This window comes from Kitasatospora sp. NPDC057500 (genome assembly GCF_042802195.1).
In the GTDB taxonomy this organism is placed as follows: Bacteria; Actinomycetota; Actinomycetes; order Streptomycetales; family Streptomycetaceae; genus Kitasatospora.
Window position 1 is genome coordinate 1 of sequence record NZ_JBHVER010000054.1, and the last position, 16277, is coordinate 16277.

The window sequence follows — 16277 nt, forward strand, 5'->3', positions numbered from 1 at the left end:
CGCTGACGCCGAGCGGCCCGGTGCCGACGCCGGACGACGAGGGCGAGGTGTTCGTGCTGCCGGGCGGCCGGCCGGACGCGGTGGCACTGGACCTCGACGGCCGGTTGGTGTGCGACTGGCGCGACGGCGACCTCTGGTAGTCCGGCCCGCCGTCAGATCCGGGCGAGGTAGCCGTTGTCGACGAGCCAGAGCACGTTCAGCCGGTCCGGGCCGTTCGGTACGAGCGCGGCGTCGAGCTGGTACTGCAGGCCGTAGCCGGGCTGGCCGAACCAGGGCGCGATCGGACCCGCGTGCACCTTGAACGGCTTGAGCACCTTGTAGTCGTGGTAGTTGCAGCCCGCGGCCGGGTTGCTGTCGAGGCTCTGCGGCGGGATGGAGCGGCTGGCGTAGGGCAGGCCCTCGGGGGCGAGGAACGCGCCGTACTCGCTGCCGTAGCGGTCGATCCGCTGGTTCGGGTAGAGGGTGATCTCGAACTCGACCGGGGTGCCGTCGGGCAGGGTGACGTAGCCGTTGGCAGGCGGGTAGATCCAGCCCGGGGAGCCGTTGTTGGCGGTCGGGCTGTAGTAGGTGGCGAGGAACTTCTCCTCGCTGAGGCCGCCGGTGCGCCGGTAGCCGATCAGCTCGCGGCCCACCGGGCCGTTGGTCGGCAGGTCGGCGGGGCCGAGGCGGGGGTCGGCGTGGTGGTCCGCCGTGGAGCACTGGTCGGACGGGGTGGCGCCCGCCTCGGCGGCGAGGGCCGGGGTGCTCGGGGCGAGCAGGGCGACTACCGCGGCGAGCGGCACGGCGAGCAGGCGAAGGCGCACGTTGTCTCCGTCATGAGGTGGTGAGATGGCGGGGCGGACGGGCCGGAGCGCACTCCGTCACCCTCCGTGTCCGATTCGGCACCAAGGAAAACGGATCATCTGACTCCTCGTCAACCACCTGCGCCCACAACCGGTCCGGAACCCCCGGTTTCGACCAAACCGCGCGCGCCAGGCGCCGGGGGCGCGCAGACTGGAGGGTCACGCCCCCAGCCTGGGCGCCGGGACAACCGCCGCAACCAGCGGCGGACCGCGATGGAGCCACCCAGGAACGCATCAGTTCCATTGACAGCTCGTCGGACCGGCCCGATCCTCGCCGGTACGGCCCGGCCACCGCCACGGCCGCTCGACGACCGGGGGTGGTCAGCGATGACGGACCAGTGCGCCGCGCGGCGGATGCCGACGACGGTCCGGCGGGCGGTCGTGTGCGTGTGGATCCACGCCGCGCTCAGCGGCTGCTCGGGCCTGCTGCTGCTCGGGGCCCTCGGCCGGGACCAGGGCGACGAGATGGCGCTGGTGCGCTTCGTCGCGATGGCCTCGGTGCTGGTCGGCCTGCTGCTCGGCACCTGCGCCGGCCTCGCCTCCCGCCGGGCGGGCTGGACCAGGACGACGGTGGCCGTCATCGAGGCGCTGTCCGTCGCCGCCGCCGTGCTCCTGGTGGCGACCGGCTCCTTCGCCGCCCTGACCGGCATCGCCCTCGGCGGCTTCGTCCTGTGGGCGTTCCTCTCCGCCGACGGGCGCGCCTGGTTCAGCGACTAGCCTCGGCTCAGGCGCCCTTGCGGAAGAGGCGGTTGAGTGCCCGGCCGACCTCGCGGTCCACAATGAAGCCGGGCGTGGAGCCAGGCTCGGGGTCCTGCTCGGGGCCCGGGCCGGCGAGGCCGAACTCGGCCGCCAGGGTCTTCAGGTGCAGGTCGGCGGCCGATTCGACGAGGTCCGCGTGCAGCACTGCGGCGCGGCGGCCCCGGCTCCACGCGAGCAGGCCGACCACGAGCCCGATGACCGCGGCGGGCCACCAGTACAGTCCGAGGACGACGTAGCAGCCCGCCCAGGTCGTCCCCTCGACGGCCGCGCCGAAGCCGGCCCGTGAGGCGCGCAGCTCCGCCTGCACGGTGTCCGGCAGGACCAGCCACAGGCGGGTCCAGGCAGCTGCGAGGTCGATGCCGTACTGGTTGCGCAGCCGGGTGCCGGTGCCGGCGAAGCGGTCGCCGGTCATGGTCGGCCGCTGCGGCTCCGCCGACGCGATGCGGTCGCGGAGCGCCGTGAGCCGGTCGATCTCCGCCTGGTTCGCCTCGTACGCGGGGTGGCCCGGTGCGGGGATCGGCATCTCCGACCGCAGCGCGGTGATCTCCGCATGGACTCCTTGCCAGCGCGTCTTCCGCCGGTCGGTCAGCCGGGCGGCCACCCGGCCGGCCGGGGCAGGCCAGTCGCCCGTCCAGATCCGTTCGGCCACCCCGGCGCAGGCCCGTACCAGGGCTCCCACGGCGACGGAGCCCAGCACGACGGCGCCGAGCGCGGTGAGCTGGGCGACGGTGGACCACTCCCCGGCCCGCGCCGCCTCCTGTCCGGCCCGAGCGCGCAGCGCGGCGAGGTCGAGGGCGTCGGCCTGGCCGAGCACCGCACCGGCGGCCGACGCCGCCATCAGCAGCAGGCCGGGGACGGCCAGGGCGGAGATCCACTTGTCGGCGAGCTTCTCGCCGAGGCCGCCGAGCAGCGATGACACCGGGTCACGCCCTGGTCAGCACGAGGGCGCGGTCGCGCAGCCAGCAGTGGCCTCCACCGGGGACCGGCCCACCGGGCTCGCGCACCTCGCGGCGTCCGCACCAGCCGTCGGGGCAGGAGTACCGCTCCCCTTCGGCGCGGGGCACCGCGCCGGGGAGGATGTCGCCCGGGCCCGGCTCCTCGCCGCGCGCCGTCACGCCGTCCTCCAGCACGTAGTGGGGAAGGCCGAGTCCGGCCACCGCCTCCCGGACGGGCGTGTCGGCCAGGACCGCCGTCACGGCGTCCTGCAGCTCCACCGCCCGCCCCTGGGCGGTCAGGTACTCGGTCAGGTACGGCAGGGCCGAGCAGAACGCCGCCCGCTGTCTCCGGTCGCCGTCCCCGTTCCCGTTCCCGTTCCCGTTCCCGTTCCCGTTCATCGTCCTCCGTTCCGGGCCCTCACGGCCCGCTGTGGATCATCGAGGCCCAGTAGAAGGGCTCGTCGAAATCGGGGTCCGTCCGCAGCGCGTCCACCGCCCGGTGCAGGACCGTCGCCGGGTCGGGGGCACCGGGCTCGGCGAGCAGCCGGTACACCTCGCGGGCGAGCAGCGGCGCCACCGCGTCGTCGACGATCCACAGGCTCCCGATCACCTGCCGGTAGCCGCACAGCTGGAAGGCCGAGGCCACCGAGACGGCCTCGTTGACGAGCTGCGCGCCGGGCGCGGCGCTGTGGCAGGCGGAGAGGTAGGCGAACTCCGCGCCGGCCAGCCGCTCCGCGGCGAGCTGGCGCAGCGCCAGGGCGCCCCCGTGCAGCAGGAGTCTGCTGTTCGACGGGTCCGCGCCGTCCCAGGCCCCGTGGCAGGCCAGGTGGACGTGGGTGTGCGTGCGCAGCGCCGCCAGCACGTTCCGGGGGGTGGCCGCGGCGTCCCGCAGTTCACGGCGGGGGCCCGGCAGCCGCCGGGTCGCGGCCAGTTCCTCGTCGAGGCCGACGAGCGGCCGGTCGCCGCTGCCCGCGTCGACGGCGACGGCGGCCAGCGATCCGTGCCCGGCGGCCGGCGCGGGCCGCTCGCGGGCGTGGAGCAGCGAGCCCAGCGTCGGCACGTAGGAGGAGACGACCAGGTCGTGCGCGTACACCGGGGGGCTCTGGGGCCCGTCCCCGGTGCGGGGCAGGACGGCCGCGTGCAGGGGCAGCCTGGCCAGGGATCCGGTCGGGCACCACCAGATTCGTGGCAGCGGCCCGCCGCCGTCCGGGCGGTCGATGCCGAGCTTCGCGAGGACCGGCCCGACCACCGAGGTGCCCAGCCAGTGGAGCGTCTGCTTCAGGTCGAGGTGCCACTGGAGCTTGTCGGCCAGGCCGGCGCCCCGCGTGCCGAGCCCGGTGACCGCCGCCTGGAAGACGTCCGCCCGGCGGTCGATCTCCTCGGCCGTGACGTCCCGCAACGGGAGCACCTCGATCACCGTGCGGCCCCGCTGGGAGCGCAGCAGGAGGACGTCGCAGCGCAGCACCGAGACGTTGACGACGGCGACGGGGCCCTGTGCGGCGGCCTCGCTCAGTCGGCTCCAGTTCGGCGGGCGGTGGAAGCCGCTCATGCCGGGCAGGCGGTGGATCAGTTCCACCAGGCGGTCGAAGGCCTCGGCCGCGGCCCTGCGCCGCTCGGGGTCGAGCCGGGGTTCGACCAGTTCCCGGCACAGCTCCTCGTACCGGTCGGCGAGTCCGGGCGCGACGGCGCGCAGCGCGTCCTCGCGGCCGCGCAGCTGGAGGGCCTGCGCGAGCAGCACGCCCCGGCCCTGTTCGAGCCGGACCAGCGCCTGCCGGGGGCGGCCGGCCCGGATCTCGGTGGCCGCGGCGGCATTGGCCATCGTGTAGGTGAGGCGCAGCCGCGCCTCCTGGGAGTCGCGGCCCAGCGCCCGGGTGGTGAGCTTGGGCAGCAGGTCGTCCAGCGCCACGCCGAAGGCGGTGCGGGACTGGTCCAGGTCGTCGAGGTGGACGCAGGCCATCGCCCAGCGGATCGCGCCGTACAGGCGGGAGCGGACGTCCTGGGTCGGCGCGAGAGCCAGCGCCCGCCAGTGCGCGACCGCCTCGGCGAGGTCGGCACCGGCCCGCAGGCGCTGCCCCCGTTCCGCGAGCAGTCCGCCCAGCTCCAGGCGAGCGGCCTGGGCGTGCGGCCCGGGGTCCGTGGCCTGATCCGCCACCTGCCGCAGAATCGTCTCCGCCGTCGCCAGGTCGCCTTCCCGTCCGGGACGGCCGGCGCGGTGGCGCAGGGCGACCGCGAGCTTGATCAGCATGACCGGTCGGTCCTGCTGGGACGACGGGGTGACGGCCACTGCCTGTCTGAGATGCTCGATGGCCTCGTCGAGCGCGTCCGGGTCGTCGTCCGCCTGTGACCGCGCGGTCAGCACTGCCGCCAGGTTGGTGAGCCGCTGCCCGTGGGCCGGCGAGGCGGCGGTGGCGGCGCTGCACGCCAAGCGGGCGAGGGCGGTGGCCTCGTCCAGGTCGGCCCGGTCCTCCTCCGTGACGTACCTGTCGAGGTGGGACAGGGCCAGGAAGGAGCGGACACTGGCGCGGATCTCCTGGCCGAGCGGGCCGGCCAGGGCCGTGCCGAGCTGGTCGATCGACTCGTTCAGGTCGTCGAGGTCGCCCTTGACCTCGAACCGCATCCGCAGGATCTGGCCGAGCTCGAAGCGGCGGTGGCTGCGGTCCGGTTCGGCCGCGCGCGCGACGACGCCGCGCAGCCGGTCGATGAGCCGGTCGAGTCGCGCCGGGTCGCCGTCGCGGTTGAAGCGGTCGAACTCGGCAGGGACGCTGTCGTCCGGCACGACCGCCGCCGGTACCTTCGCCTGGACCCGGATGATCTCGGCCATCATCGAGTCGCGCTCGGGAGCCTGGTCCGGAGGGATCGCGCCGAGGCCCCCGCGCATCAGGTGCAGCGCCTTGACCCGCCTCCGGCCCGCGGACTCCGGGTCCTCGTCCAGGTCGGCCACAGCGGCCAGGAACGTTCCCGCCTTGAAGCTCAGGACCGGCTCGGATTCGGTCCCGCGCGACCAGCTGTGGGCGGTGGTCATGAGCGCCGTGGCGCACAGGACCCCGTCCACGTCGCCGTTCTCCTCGCCGGGGAGGAACAGCGCGGTCCCGACCGCGTGCAGGACCTCGTACGCGGGGACCAGTTGCGGCGGTCGCTCCTCGAACGCCGGCCGCCAGTGGGCGGGCACCGCTTCGGGGCGCAGCGCGCGGACCACCGCCAGGAGGAACTCGAACGCGTAGGAGGCCCACCGCGCATCCTCCCCGGACACGAGCAGCATCCGGGCGCCGTAGTAGCAGCCGACCAGGAAGACCAGTTCCAGGTCGACTCCCCCGGGCCCGCCGGCCTGGTCGGGGGTCAGCCGGTCGCGTGCGTCGAGGATCAGCGTGGCCATGGTGCGGTGGAGGTCCGCGTCCAGCACCTGCTCCGCTGGGTGCACCTGGTAGGGCACTCCGGCGTCCGGTGCCGCCATGGTCCGTCGGACGGTGGCACGGATGGTCTCGTCCAACTCAGGCATCAGCGGTTCCCCCCACTGTTCCCGCCGTCAACCGGCTGGCGCAGACCCTACCGCGTGGAGTGCCGACCGTGACCACTGTTCGCGCGGACGGACGGCGGGCGGTGCCGTCCGTCGGCGGCGGGTGACGGTGGGTCAGCCCCGGCTGCTGGGGGCCAGCCGGCCGAGGAGGTGCAGCAGGCGGTCCAGCGCGTCGCGGGAGTTGGGTTCCGTCAGGTTGACCATCAGCCGGAACGTGGCCCGCAGCAGGGCCGGGCTGCCCAGCCCGGCCGCCCCGGCGGCGCCCACCAGGCGCGGGCGGCTCAGCGCCGCGGCGGCGAGGCGGCCGAGCGCGAAGTAGCCGTCGTACGCGGCGCGCAGCGCCTGCGGGTAGGCGCGCAGGGCCAGGTCGCGGCCGCGGTCGGTGCGCCGGGCGAGGGCCTGGACGATCGCCTCGGCGGCGTAGCGGCCGGACTCCATGGCGTAGGCGATGCCCTCGCCGGTGGCCGGGCTGACCGTGCCGCCGGCGTCTCCGATCAGCAACAGGCCGTCGGCGTAGTGGGGTTGGCGGTTGAGGCCCATCGGGAGGGCGGAGCCGCGGATGGGCTCGGTGACGGCGTCGGGGTGGTACCCGTACTCGGCGGGCAGGTCGTCGCACCAGCGGCGGAGCAGCTGGCGCCAGTCCACCTCGCGGGGCACCGCGCCGGTGTCGACGACGCCGAGGCCGACGTTGGCGGTGCCGTCGCCCATGCCGAACACCCAGGCGTAGCCGGGCAGCAGTCGGTGGGCCGGGTCGGTGGGGTCGCGCAGGTCGAGCCAGGCCTCCAGGTAGCGGTCCTCGTGGCGCGGGGTGGTGAAGTAGGTGCGGTAGGCGACGCCCATCGCGCGGTCGGTCCGGCGGTAGCGCCGCATCGCCAGGGAGAGCCGGGTGGAGTTGCCGTCGGCGGCGACCACCAGGGGGGCGCGGTAGGTGACGGGCCTGCGGTCCTCGCCGAGCCGGGCGGTGACCCCGGTGATCCGGCCGGTCCGCTCGTCGAGCACCGGGCCCGCGACGTTGGCGCGCTCCACCAGGCGGGCGCCGGCCGCGGCGGCGCGGCGGGCGAGCAGTTCGTCGAAATCGGCGCGGCGGCGGACCAGGCCGAAGCCGGGGAAGGCGGACAGTTCCGGCCAGTCGAGTTCCACCCGGCGCCCGCCCGCGACGATCCGCAGGCCCCGGTTGTGCAGCCAGCCGGCGGACTCCGAGACGTCGATGCCGAGGTCGATCAGCTGCCGGACGGCGCGGGGGGTCAGACCGTCGCCGCAGACCTTCTCGCGGGGGAAGGCGGACTTCTCCAGCAGCAGGACGTCCAGTCCGGTGCGGGCCAGGTGGTAGGCGGCGGTGGAGCCGGCCGGGCCCGCGCCGACCACGATCACATCGGCCGTCTCCGCGCCGTTCCCGGAGGCGTCGGCGGCGTCGGCGGCGGTGGACGGCGCCGGGCCGGCGCTGCCGGAGGCCCGGGCGGGGTCCGGCTGGGCGGGGCGGGTGGACGGCTGCTGTGCTGGGCCGGGCATGCGGCGCTCCCACGGGTGTCGGTCCTGCGGCGGACCGGGCGGATTCGGCGGACACAGACGATATGGACCGCGAACGCCCCGCCGAACCCGACACGCGGGTACCGGGCGCCACGCCCGGCTCCGTCGGCCCGATCCGGCACACGGGTCCCTCACATCGAAGTGACCGAATCGTTGCGGTGGATTTCTCGGACAATCGGATCCGCTCCGTCGTAATTCGGCCAAACCATCCTTGCGGGGCCGGACCCGCTGCGGGACCTTGATGCGTCTCATCCGCCGACCGCCGTCGGCCGAGGGCTCCCACCTCCCCGTGCGGTCCCACCAGGACCGTCGATCCCCGTTGGACACAGCCATGCGCATTCACCCCACCGCGGCGAGATCCCTCGTCGCCGTTCCCACCATCGCCGCCCTGCTGCTCGCCGCACCCGCCGCCGAGGCCGCGAAGGGCAACAACGGCACCGTCAAGATCCACGACTCCGCGACGGGCGAGGAGCCCAGGGAGAACCAGCCGAAGGTCTGCACCTTCTACCTGGACTCGTTCGGCTTCGACGCGGGCCAGGACATCGTCTGGACGATCGCCCGGATGCACGGCGACAAGGAGACCGCCGTCGCGTACGGCGACCTCCCGGTGGACGGCAAGGGCCACGTCCGGACCGAGGACATCAACCTCCCGGACGGCCAGTACAAGCTGTACTGGGACGCGATCGAGCTGAAGGACGGCAAGCTGCCGACCCCGCCGCCGAAGCCCAAGCACCCGAAGCAGAAGGTGTTCAAGGTGGACTGCGGGGGCACTCCCACGCCGACGCCGACGCCGACCGGCAAGCCCACCACCACGCCGTCCGCCACCCCGACGGCGACGCCGACGCCCACGCCCACGCCCACGCCCACCAGGACGACGCCGGCCCCGCCGCCCCCGACCCCCAGCGCGACGCCGACCACCACGCCGTCGACGACGCCCAGCACGACGCCCACGGTGACTCCGAGCGCGACCCCCAGCGCGACGCCGACGCCGACCCAGGCGCCGACCGTGACGCCGTCCACGACCCCGACCGTGACGCCGACCGTGACGCCGCCGAACCCGACGGTCCCGCCCACCGTCGTGCCGACCGTGGTGCCGACCGTCTCGCCGAGCGAGGTCCCCTCGGCCACGCCGAGCAGCACCCCGTCCACGGCCCCCTCGGGCACCCCGACCCCGGCCGCCACCGGTTCGGCGAGCCCGTCGCCCGCCGCCACGCCGAGCGGCCAGGCCCCGGCGCCGGCCCCGACCGGCCAGGCCCCCAAGCCGACCGCGACCGTCCCGGTGCACACCGCGCCGGCCGGAACCGTGATCGACCCGGCGAACCCGCTGATCATGCCGACCCAGGTCAGCGTGCCCACTCCGATCGCCGGCGCCGCCCCGGTCGGCAAGGACCTCGCGAACACCGGTAGCAGCGACGGCACCCTGCTGATGGCCGGCGCGGGCACCGTGCTGCTGCTCGGCGGCGCCGGCGCGGTCGTCTACACCCGCCGCACCCGCCGCTCCTCCTGATCCGGAGCCGGACACGCGGACGGGCCGGTGACCTCCGAGGTCACCGGCCCGTCCGCGCGGGGCGTTCAGGGCGTGATCGCCAGTTCCACGTAGGCGGCCAGGATGGCCAGGTGCACCGCGCCCTGGAGCGGGGTCGCCCGGCGCGGGATGACCGTGAGCGTGCCGACCACGATGGTCAGCGTCAGCAGCACCAGGTGGGAGGCGTCCAGGCCGAGCACCAGCGGCCCCGAGAGCCAGTACGAGGCGACGGCCACGGCCGGGATGGTCAGGCCGATGCTCGCCAGCGCCGAGCCGAGCGCCAGGTTGAGGCTGGTCTGCACCCGGTTGCGCTTGGCCGCGCGCAGGGCCGCGATGGTCTCCGGCAGCAGGACCAGCAGGGCGATCACCACACCGACCACCGAGTTCGGCAGCCCGGCCGACTGGACGGCCGACTCGATGGTCGGCGACACGCCCTTGGCCAGGCCGACCACCGACACCAGCGCCACGCCGAGCAGGACCAGGCTGACGACGGTGGCCCGGGAGGTCGGCGGCGCGGCGTGGTCCTCCTCCTCGACCACCTTGCCTTCCGCGGTGACCGGCAGGAAGTACTCCCGGTGGCGGACCGCCAGGGTGGCCACGAACAGCCCGTACAGCACGAGCGAGGCCGCCGCCGCGAAGGCCAGCTGGGCGGGCGAGAACTGCGGGCCGGGCGAGGACGTGGTGAAGGTCGGCAGGACCAGGCTCAGGGTGGCGAGAGTGCCGATGCAGGCCAGCGCCGCACCCGTGCCCTCGGCGTTGAAGACCGCGACCCGGTGCTTGCTGGCCGCCACCACGATGGACAGGCCGAGGATGCCGTTGCAGGTGATCATCACGGCGGCGAACACGGTGTCCCGGGCGAGCGTCGCCGCCTTGTCGCCGCCGTCCAGCATCAGGGTCACGATCAGTGCGACCTCGATCACCGTCACCGCGACCGCGAGCACCAGGGAACCGAACGGCTCCCCCACCTTGTGGGCGATCACCTCCGCGTGGTGCACGGCGGCGAGCACGGCTCCCGCCAGGAACAGTGACACCACGCCCACCACCCAGCCGGGGAGTTCGCGGTGCCAGGTCAGGGCCAGGACGGCGAAGGCCAGCAGGGGCACGACGATGGTCCACTGCGAGACGGCTGGTCTGAGCTTGGTGAACATGCCGCCGAGCATCCCATCCGGAAGCACAGGTTCCGCGGAGACGCCACCGGAGAGGCGGTGGATGTGGCGGACCTCATGGCCCGGCCACCGTACTCCCGCCGTACTCCGCGAGGTGGGCGAGGACCTCGGCGACGTGCGGTTTCACCCGATCGGGTACCCCGCCGGCGTCGGCGACGGTCTTGTCGCTCGTCCGGTAGCCGGCCGCCACCAGGCCGGGCAGCTCGCCGGCGGGGTAGCCGCGCTGCTTGAAGCGCTGGGTGAGCCAGCAGACGTAACCGCCCATCGCGGCGATCGCGTCGTCGGGGTCCATGTAGTCCTTGGTGCCGTCGTGGTCGGCGTCCTGCGCCCAGGCGTTGAAGACGGTGGGCGTCCACATCGCCACGCCGTACTCCCCCGTGGCGGGGCGGACGGCGGCCGGGTCGAAGCCGGACTCCGCCTTGATCATCGCGGCCAGCAGCGCCGGGGTGACCTCCGCCTCGGGGCAGCGGCGGGACGCGTCCTCGATCGGCCCGCGCAGCTCGACGGGGACGTCCGCCCCGGGCGGGAGCGCACCGGGCAGCACCGCTGCGGCCGGTCGCGGCCCGCCGAGGGCGACGCCCGGCGCGGAGGGCTCCGGTGCGCCGGTGAGCGCCAGCAGGGTCGCGACCCCGGTGAGCAGCGCCGTCGCGGCGAGGGCGCTGCGGCGACGGGTGCGCCGCCCCGGCCCCGAAGCACCCGCGCCCCGGGCCGTTCCCCCGGTCGCGCCCTCCTCGCCGAGCGCTCCGGCGAGCAGCGCCGCGAGGTCCACCTCCGCGCGCCGGCGCCGGTCGGCGGCCAGGCAGGCGGTGACCAGGGGGCGCCACCGCTCGGGCAGCGCGGCGTCCAGGCGCAGCGGCGCGCTGCCGCGCGCGTACGCCAGCGCGGCGAGCGAGCGGGCGCGGGCGGTGGCGCCGAGGAAGGGGTGCAGGCCGCCGGTCAGCAGCTGGTGGGCGAGCACGCCGAAGGCCCACAGGTCCGCGCTCGGGCGCAGGGCCACGCCGTGCGTGCCGGTCCGCTGGGACCACCACTCGGGCGGCACGTGATCGGGCGAGCCGAGCGGCGGGGCGTAGGCGTGGGTGCCGTCCAGTTCGGCGGTCAGGCCGAAGTCGGCGAGCTTGGCGGTGCCGTCGGCCATCAGCAGGACGTTGGCCGGTTTGAGGTCGCCGTGCACCCAGCCGGCGGTGTGCATGTGGCGGAGTCCGGCGGCGACCTCGGTGAGGATCCGGCCGGCCTCCGGGACGGGCTCCGGGGGCCGGGTGCCGGCCAGCACGTCCTGGAGGCTGCGCCGGGCACGTTCCATCACCAGGGCGAGCGCGCCGTCCAGCGCGGGGTGGTCCGGGTCGGCGAGGGTGACCACGGCGAGGGTGCGGATCAGGTGGGGGTGGTCGGCGCGGCGGCTGAAGCTCAGCTCGCGGCGGGCCAGTTGGAGCATGGTGTCGCGCTGGCCGGGGCTGAGCCGGCCGGGGTGGAGGAACTTGACGGCCGCCTCGCACGGGCCCGCGTCGGACACGTCGGCGCCGGCCGCACCCGCACCGGGGGGCGGCGGGTCGCGGCGGGCGGCGTGGACGCTGCCCCAGGCGCCCGCCCCGATCCGCTCGCCCACCCGGTACCCCGCGACCGGGTAGCCGGGCGGCACCTCGAACGCCGGCTCGCCGTCCGGCGGTCCGCCCCGGTGCGACCGCGCCGCGTTCGGTGCCACGGGCCGGGTCACCCCCCGGACCTGGGCGGGAGCAGCGCCAGGTGCTCCTCCCGCACGAGGTCGAACCGCAGGGCCAGTGCGACGAGTTCCTCGCGTTTGCCGCCCGGGTCGGCCGGTTCCACCGGGTCGCGCAGCCGCAGCTTGCTGCCGACCAGGTAGTCGATGTGGTAGTTGACCGCCGAGCGGCTGAGGTCCCGGCAGGAAGGCAGGCCGCGCAGCCTCGTCACCACGTCGGTGGCGCCGGGGACGACCGCCGCGGAGGGCGAGCGCAGTCGCGGCTCGCAGAGCGCGAGCAGGACCAGGAAGTACTTGGCGGTCGGGTCCAGGGCGAACGGGCTGACCGTGCGCTCGCCCTCCGCTTCGGCCGACTCGCCCGTCAGGTAGGCGTGTTGGGGGGCGAAGACCTTGAACGCCGCCGGTTCGCCGTGGGCGGGCAGCAGCACCCGGGAGATCTCGAACGGGACGGGCGCGCCGAGCCGGCCGGGGGCGACCTTGACGTGCTCGCCGGCGCCTTCGAGGTTCTCGACGACATAGGTGGCGGTGGCGCTGAAGTTGGAGAGCCGCCAGTAGTCCTCGGCGGCGGTGATCTCGCCGGCCCGGCGTGAGACGCCGGGGTCGGGGATCGGCACGGCGGGCGGGCGGCCGGGCTCGCCGCGCCCGAACGCGGCCGTGTCGCCCGGTCCGAGGTGCAGCAGGGACGGACGGGTGGGCGGGGCGCCGCGCGGCGGCCGGGGGAACCGGGCGAAGCGGCGTTCGGGCGGGCCCGGCGGGCGCGGATCGGGCAACTGCACGATGACCGTGGTCATCCGGGTCACCTCCGTGGGTCGGCCCGATCGTAGCCGCCCGAACCACCCGGCAACGCCAAGCCACCCGGACGAGTGAACGGCGCGTCCGGGTCGGCCAGTTGTGTCCTGATGTCGCGCCGGGCGCACCGCGACCCGTCCGCACCCGCACGCCGACCGGCCGACATCCGAGGGTAACCGTGATGTCACCGGCGGGATCGCAGTACGTAGCTGAACGGTCACCATGAGTGTGATGCAGCACACACATGACATGTTCGCGATATATGCAAGACTCGTCCCACAGAGTGAGATTCCCTTTCATTCCAAGGAGGTTGACATCATGCGCGCTCGCATCGCAGCCCTGATGGCGGCAGCGGCAGGGATCACGGCGGCCATGGTCCTTCCGGCCGCGGCGACGACGACCCCGGCCGGGAGCAATGCCGTCGCGTGCACGGCGGTGCTGAACCACCCGTGCGTCTGGCAGCAGCGGGACGGCGCGGGCATCGTCGGCATGGCCCAGGTCTCGGCCGAACCCGGCCAGTTGACGGTCGTCCAGGTCGAGGTGCGCACCCAGCGCGCCTGGGGCGGCCCGTGGGTGACGGCCGCCTCCGCGACCACCCTCACCTCGGGCTCCGCCCGGGCCGTGACGCCCCGCGTGGTCACCGCGGACCTCAGGATGGTCTGCGCCACCGCGGGCCCCGCCCTGGAGGCGGCACAGCAGGTGACCACCTGTACCAACCCGTTCTGACGGCCGGCCCGACAGCGGGAACCTGACGGGCCGGTGCCTCGCGCGCCCCGGCCCGGCCGGCCACCGGGTCCGCATCCGGTGGCCGGCTCCGCTCCCGCGCACCGCACCCGTGCCCGCCCTCACCAGCAATCACTCAGGATGCTCACAGGGGTCGCTCAGGTCACCGTCCCGTCGGCAAATGCGCCAACCTCCCGTCGAAACCCGTTCTCCGCGCCCAACCCGGTTCGGAGCATGGGATTTTGCACTATCTTGGGAATTCGTGGAGCGGGGCGGGCCGCCCACCCAGCAGGCGTGCGCCGAGCGGCCGGGCCTGCCGGTGAAGCGTGCTCCATCCCCGCCGGCGCACCATCGCACGGGGAAGAAGGGGGAGCGCGTCCATGCCCGAAGGAACCGCGCATTCGACCGGGGCCGCCACCGACGGCCCGAGCACCGGGACGGCCACCAGAGCCGCGACCACACCCACGGCCGACGGAACGACCGGTACCACCGCCGCTGCGCCGCGCGCGCGGCTCGCCGGACGGCGGGCCACCGTCGACGCCGTCCTGCGCAACTCGCCGCTCCAGCCGCTCTTCCGGCTCGCGGCCACCCGCCGGCTGGCCGTCCTCGCCTACCACGGGGTGGACGACCCCCGGGTGTTCGCGCTGCAGATGGAGCGCCTGGTCCGGCACGCCCGCCCGGTCCCGCTCGCCGCCGTCGAGCAGGCCGTGCAGACCGGCCGGCCGCTGCCGCGCCGCAGCGTGCTGGTCACCTTCGACGACGGCGACCGCACGGTGCTCACCGAGGGCCTGCCCGTGCTGACCCGGCTCGGCATCCCCGCCGCCGCCTTCGTGGTCACCGACCTCATCGGCGGCGACCAGCCGTTCTGGTGGAGCGAGGCGGCCTTCCTCGCCGCGCACGGCGGCACCGCCCGCACCCTGGCCGACTGCCCGCCGGTCGGCGTGGTCCGCCGGCTGAAGACCCTCGCCGACCGGGACCGCCGCACCGCGCTGGCCGAACTCCGGGAGAGCGCCCGGGTCCGCGCGCCGCGCCAGGAGCAGCTCACCCCGGACGACCTGCGGGCGCTCGCCGGTGCCGGCGTCGCGGTCGGCAACCACACCTCCGGCCACCCCTGCCTCGACCACTGCGAGGACGACACCGTCCGGGCCGAGATCACCGGCGCGCACCAGGCGCTCACCGGCTGGCTCGGCGAGGCGCCCACCGCCTTCGCCTACCCCAACGGCAACCTCGACCCGCGCGCCGAGGCCGAACTGCGCCGCCTCGGCTACCGGGTCGGCTTCCTCTTCGACCACCGCCACGACCGGCTGCTGCCGGCGCACCCGCTGCGGATCAGCCGGCTGCGGGTCAACTCGACCACCGGCCGGGACCGCTTCGACACCATCCTCTCCGGGCTCCACCCGGCCGTGCACCACCTGCGCGGCGGAGCCTGACGGCACGGAACGGAACGGCACGGGACGGCACGGGACCGGTTGCCCCGAACCCCGCCTCCCGCGGGCCGGAATCCGGGAGAATACGGACCGGCCCGCGACCGGCCGCCGACCGGCGGTGCACCGGGAGCGGGAGACGCCTGGGGGGCAGCAGAGGTGGCAACGGCGCATCCGAAGTCGGCGGGTCCGGGGGCCGCCGCCCCGGCACCGGCCGGTTCCCGCACGCTACCGGTCCGCTACCGGACGGCCGCGCTGCCGCCGGACGTGGTCGGCGGCTGGCGCGAGCTGGCAGCGGGCGAACCGGGCGGCTCGTGGTTCACCACGCCCGAGTGGGCGCTCGCCTGGTGGGAGACGCTGGGCGCCGCCCCTGCGTCCGGTGGCGGCGGGGGCGACGGCGAGATCGTGGTGTGGCGGGACGGCGACGGCCGGGTCGACGCCGTCGTCCCGCTGTTGCGCACCGTCCAGCGCCTCCACCCGCGCGCACCGCTGCCGGTCCCCTGCCTGACCGTGCTCGGCTCCGGCCCGGGCGCCGCCGACCACTGCGGCTTCGCCGTCGCCCCGCACCGCCGCGCCGAGGTCGCCGACTGGCTGGCCCGGCGCGGGCGGCGGGCCACCCTGCTGCTCGCCGACCTCGACCCGGACCAGGCCGGCCTGCTGCCGGCCGGCGCGGTGGAGATCGGCCGCACCCCGTGCCCGCGCGCCGACCTGACGGCCGGGCCCGACGCGCTGGGCTCCCGGCAGTTCCGGGCCGACCTGCGCCGCTACGGCCGCAAACTGGCCGCCGCGGGCATCACCTTCCGCTGGGTGCCGCCCGCCCTGGCGCTGTCCGAACTCCCGGAGCGCTTCGAACTGCTGCACACCGCCGTCCGGCTGCACCGGCTGCGCCGGGCGGCGCTCGGCCGGCCGACCAGCTTCGACGAGGCGCGTGCGGCGCTGCACCTGCGGGTGATCGAGCGGGCCGCCGACACCGGGCGCGGCGAGGGCCCGGCGTTCCTGGTCGCGGAGCGGGCCGGCGAGGTCGTCGGCGTGCTCTACGGCTTCCGGTGGCGGGACTCCTTCGCCTACTACCAGATCGGCTGGGACATGACCTGGGCCCCGCTGCGGCTCGGCACGGCGGTGATCGCCGAGGCGGTCCGGGCGGCCGCCGGGCAGGGGCTCGCCACCTTCGACTTCCTGCGCGGCACCGAGCCGTACAAGTACCGCTTCGACGCGGTCGACCGCGAGGACGTCTCCTGGCTGGTGCCGCACGGTGTGCCGGGGGCCCTGCTCGGGCTCAAGTACCGGGCGAAGGCGGCCCGCCGGGTAGCGCCGGCGGGAGACCGGGCGGCGGGAGGCTGACCGGCGGGAGCCTGGCCG

General features: G+C 75.4%; 13 protein-coding genes. 5 read left to right on the forward strand and 8 right to left on the reverse strand.

The genetic code is table 11. The annotated features are described in order from the left end of the window. Nucleotides 1–152: 152 nt before the first annotated feature. Nucleotides 153–803, reverse strand: a complete 651-nt coding sequence (locus ACFU74_RS14515) for a TNT domain-containing protein (protein WP_380756283.1) — start codon at nt 801–803, stop codon at nt 153–155. 366 nt (nt 804–1169) lie between these two features. Between ACFU74_RS14515 and ACFU74_RS14520 the strand changes: the two genes are divergently transcribed. Further along, on the forward strand, nt 1170–1559 hold the full coding sequence (locus ACFU74_RS14520; RefSeq protein WP_380756285.1) for a hypothetical protein: 390 nt from the start codon (nt 1170–1172) through the stop codon (nt 1557–1559). A gap of 7 nt (nt 1560–1566) precedes the next feature. On the opposite strand, the gene ACFU74_RS14525 is transcribed toward ACFU74_RS14520, so the two are convergent. The 4 genes from ACFU74_RS14525 to ACFU74_RS14540 all read right to left on the reverse strand — a co-directional run bounded on the left by ACFU74_RS14525 (nt 1567) and on the right by ACFU74_RS14540 (nt 7559). Next, complete coding sequence (locus ACFU74_RS14525) at nt 1567–2520, reverse strand: hypothetical protein (protein WP_380756287.1); 954 nt, start codon at nt 2518–2520, stop codon at nt 1567–1569. 4 nt (nt 2521–2524) lie between these two features. Beyond that, the gene (locus tag ACFU74_RS14530) at nt 2525–2935 is read right to left on the reverse strand and encodes a hypothetical protein (protein ID WP_380756290.1); all 411 of its coding nucleotides are present in this window, start codon (nt 2933–2935) and stop codon (nt 2525–2527) included. A 19-nt stretch (nt 2936–2954) separates the two neighbouring features. Continuing rightward, nucleotides 2955–6032 carry a CHAT domain-containing protein gene (locus ACFU74_RS14535; RefSeq protein WP_380756292.1) on the reverse strand — a complete coding sequence of 1026 codons (3078 nt, stop codon included), beginning with the start codon at nt 6030–6032 and terminating at the stop codon, nt 2955–2957. Between the two features lie 132 nt (nt 6033–6164). Beyond that, the gene (locus ACFU74_RS14540; protein ID WP_380756294.1) at nt 6165–7559 is read right to left on the reverse strand and encodes a geranylgeranyl reductase family protein; all 1395 of its coding nucleotides are present in this window, start codon (nt 7557–7559) and stop codon (nt 6165–6167) included. Between the two features lie 349 nt (nt 7560–7908). On the opposite strand from ACFU74_RS14540, the gene ACFU74_RS14545 reads away from it, so the two are divergent. Continuing rightward, a complete protein-coding gene (locus ACFU74_RS14545; protein WP_380756296.1) occupies nt 7909–9084 on the forward strand; it encodes an LAETG motif-containing sortase-dependent surface protein in 1176 nt (391 codons plus the stop codon). Nucleotides 9085–9149: 65 nt separating this feature from the next. On the opposite strand, the gene ACFU74_RS14550 is transcribed toward ACFU74_RS14545, so the two are convergent. The 3 genes from ACFU74_RS14550 to ACFU74_RS14560 all read right to left on the reverse strand — a co-directional run bounded on the left by ACFU74_RS14550 (nt 9150) and on the right by ACFU74_RS14560 (nt 12773). Continuing rightward, nucleotides 9150–10250 (reverse strand): calcium:proton antiporter, encoded by a 1101-nt coding sequence (locus ACFU74_RS14550; protein WP_380756298.1) that lies wholly within the window; start codon nt 10248–10250, stop codon nt 9150–9152. Between the two features lie 73 nt (nt 10251–10323). Next, complete coding sequence (locus ACFU74_RS14555; protein ID WP_380756300.1) at nt 10324–11967, reverse strand: protein kinase; 1644 nt, start codon at nt 11965–11967, stop codon at nt 10324–10326. An 8-nt stretch (nt 11968–11975) separates the two neighbouring features. Next, nucleotides 11976–12773 (reverse strand): serine/threonine protein kinase, encoded by a 798-nt coding sequence (locus ACFU74_RS14560; protein WP_380756302.1) that lies wholly within the window; start codon nt 12771–12773, stop codon nt 11976–11978. A 316-nt stretch (nt 12774–13089) separates the two neighbouring features. Between ACFU74_RS14560 and ACFU74_RS14565 the strand changes: the two genes are divergently transcribed. From ACFU74_RS14565 to ACFU74_RS14575, 3 genes are all read left to right on the forward strand, one after another. Then, entirely contained in the window at nt 13090–13497 is a 408-nt protein-coding gene (locus ACFU74_RS14565; RefSeq protein WP_380756304.1) for a hypothetical protein, read from the forward strand. A 377-nt stretch (nt 13498–13874) separates the two neighbouring features. Next, nucleotides 13875–14924, forward strand: coding sequence for a polysaccharide deacetylase family protein (locus tag ACFU74_RS14570; protein ID WP_380756306.1), 1050 nt, complete (start codon nt 13875–13877; stop codon nt 14922–14924). A 153-nt stretch (nt 14925–15077) separates the two neighbouring features. Continuing rightward, entirely contained in the window at nt 15078–16259 is a 1182-nt protein-coding gene (locus ACFU74_RS14575; protein WP_380756308.1) for a GNAT family N-acetyltransferase, read from the forward strand. Nucleotides 16260–16277: the final 18 nt, after the last annotated feature.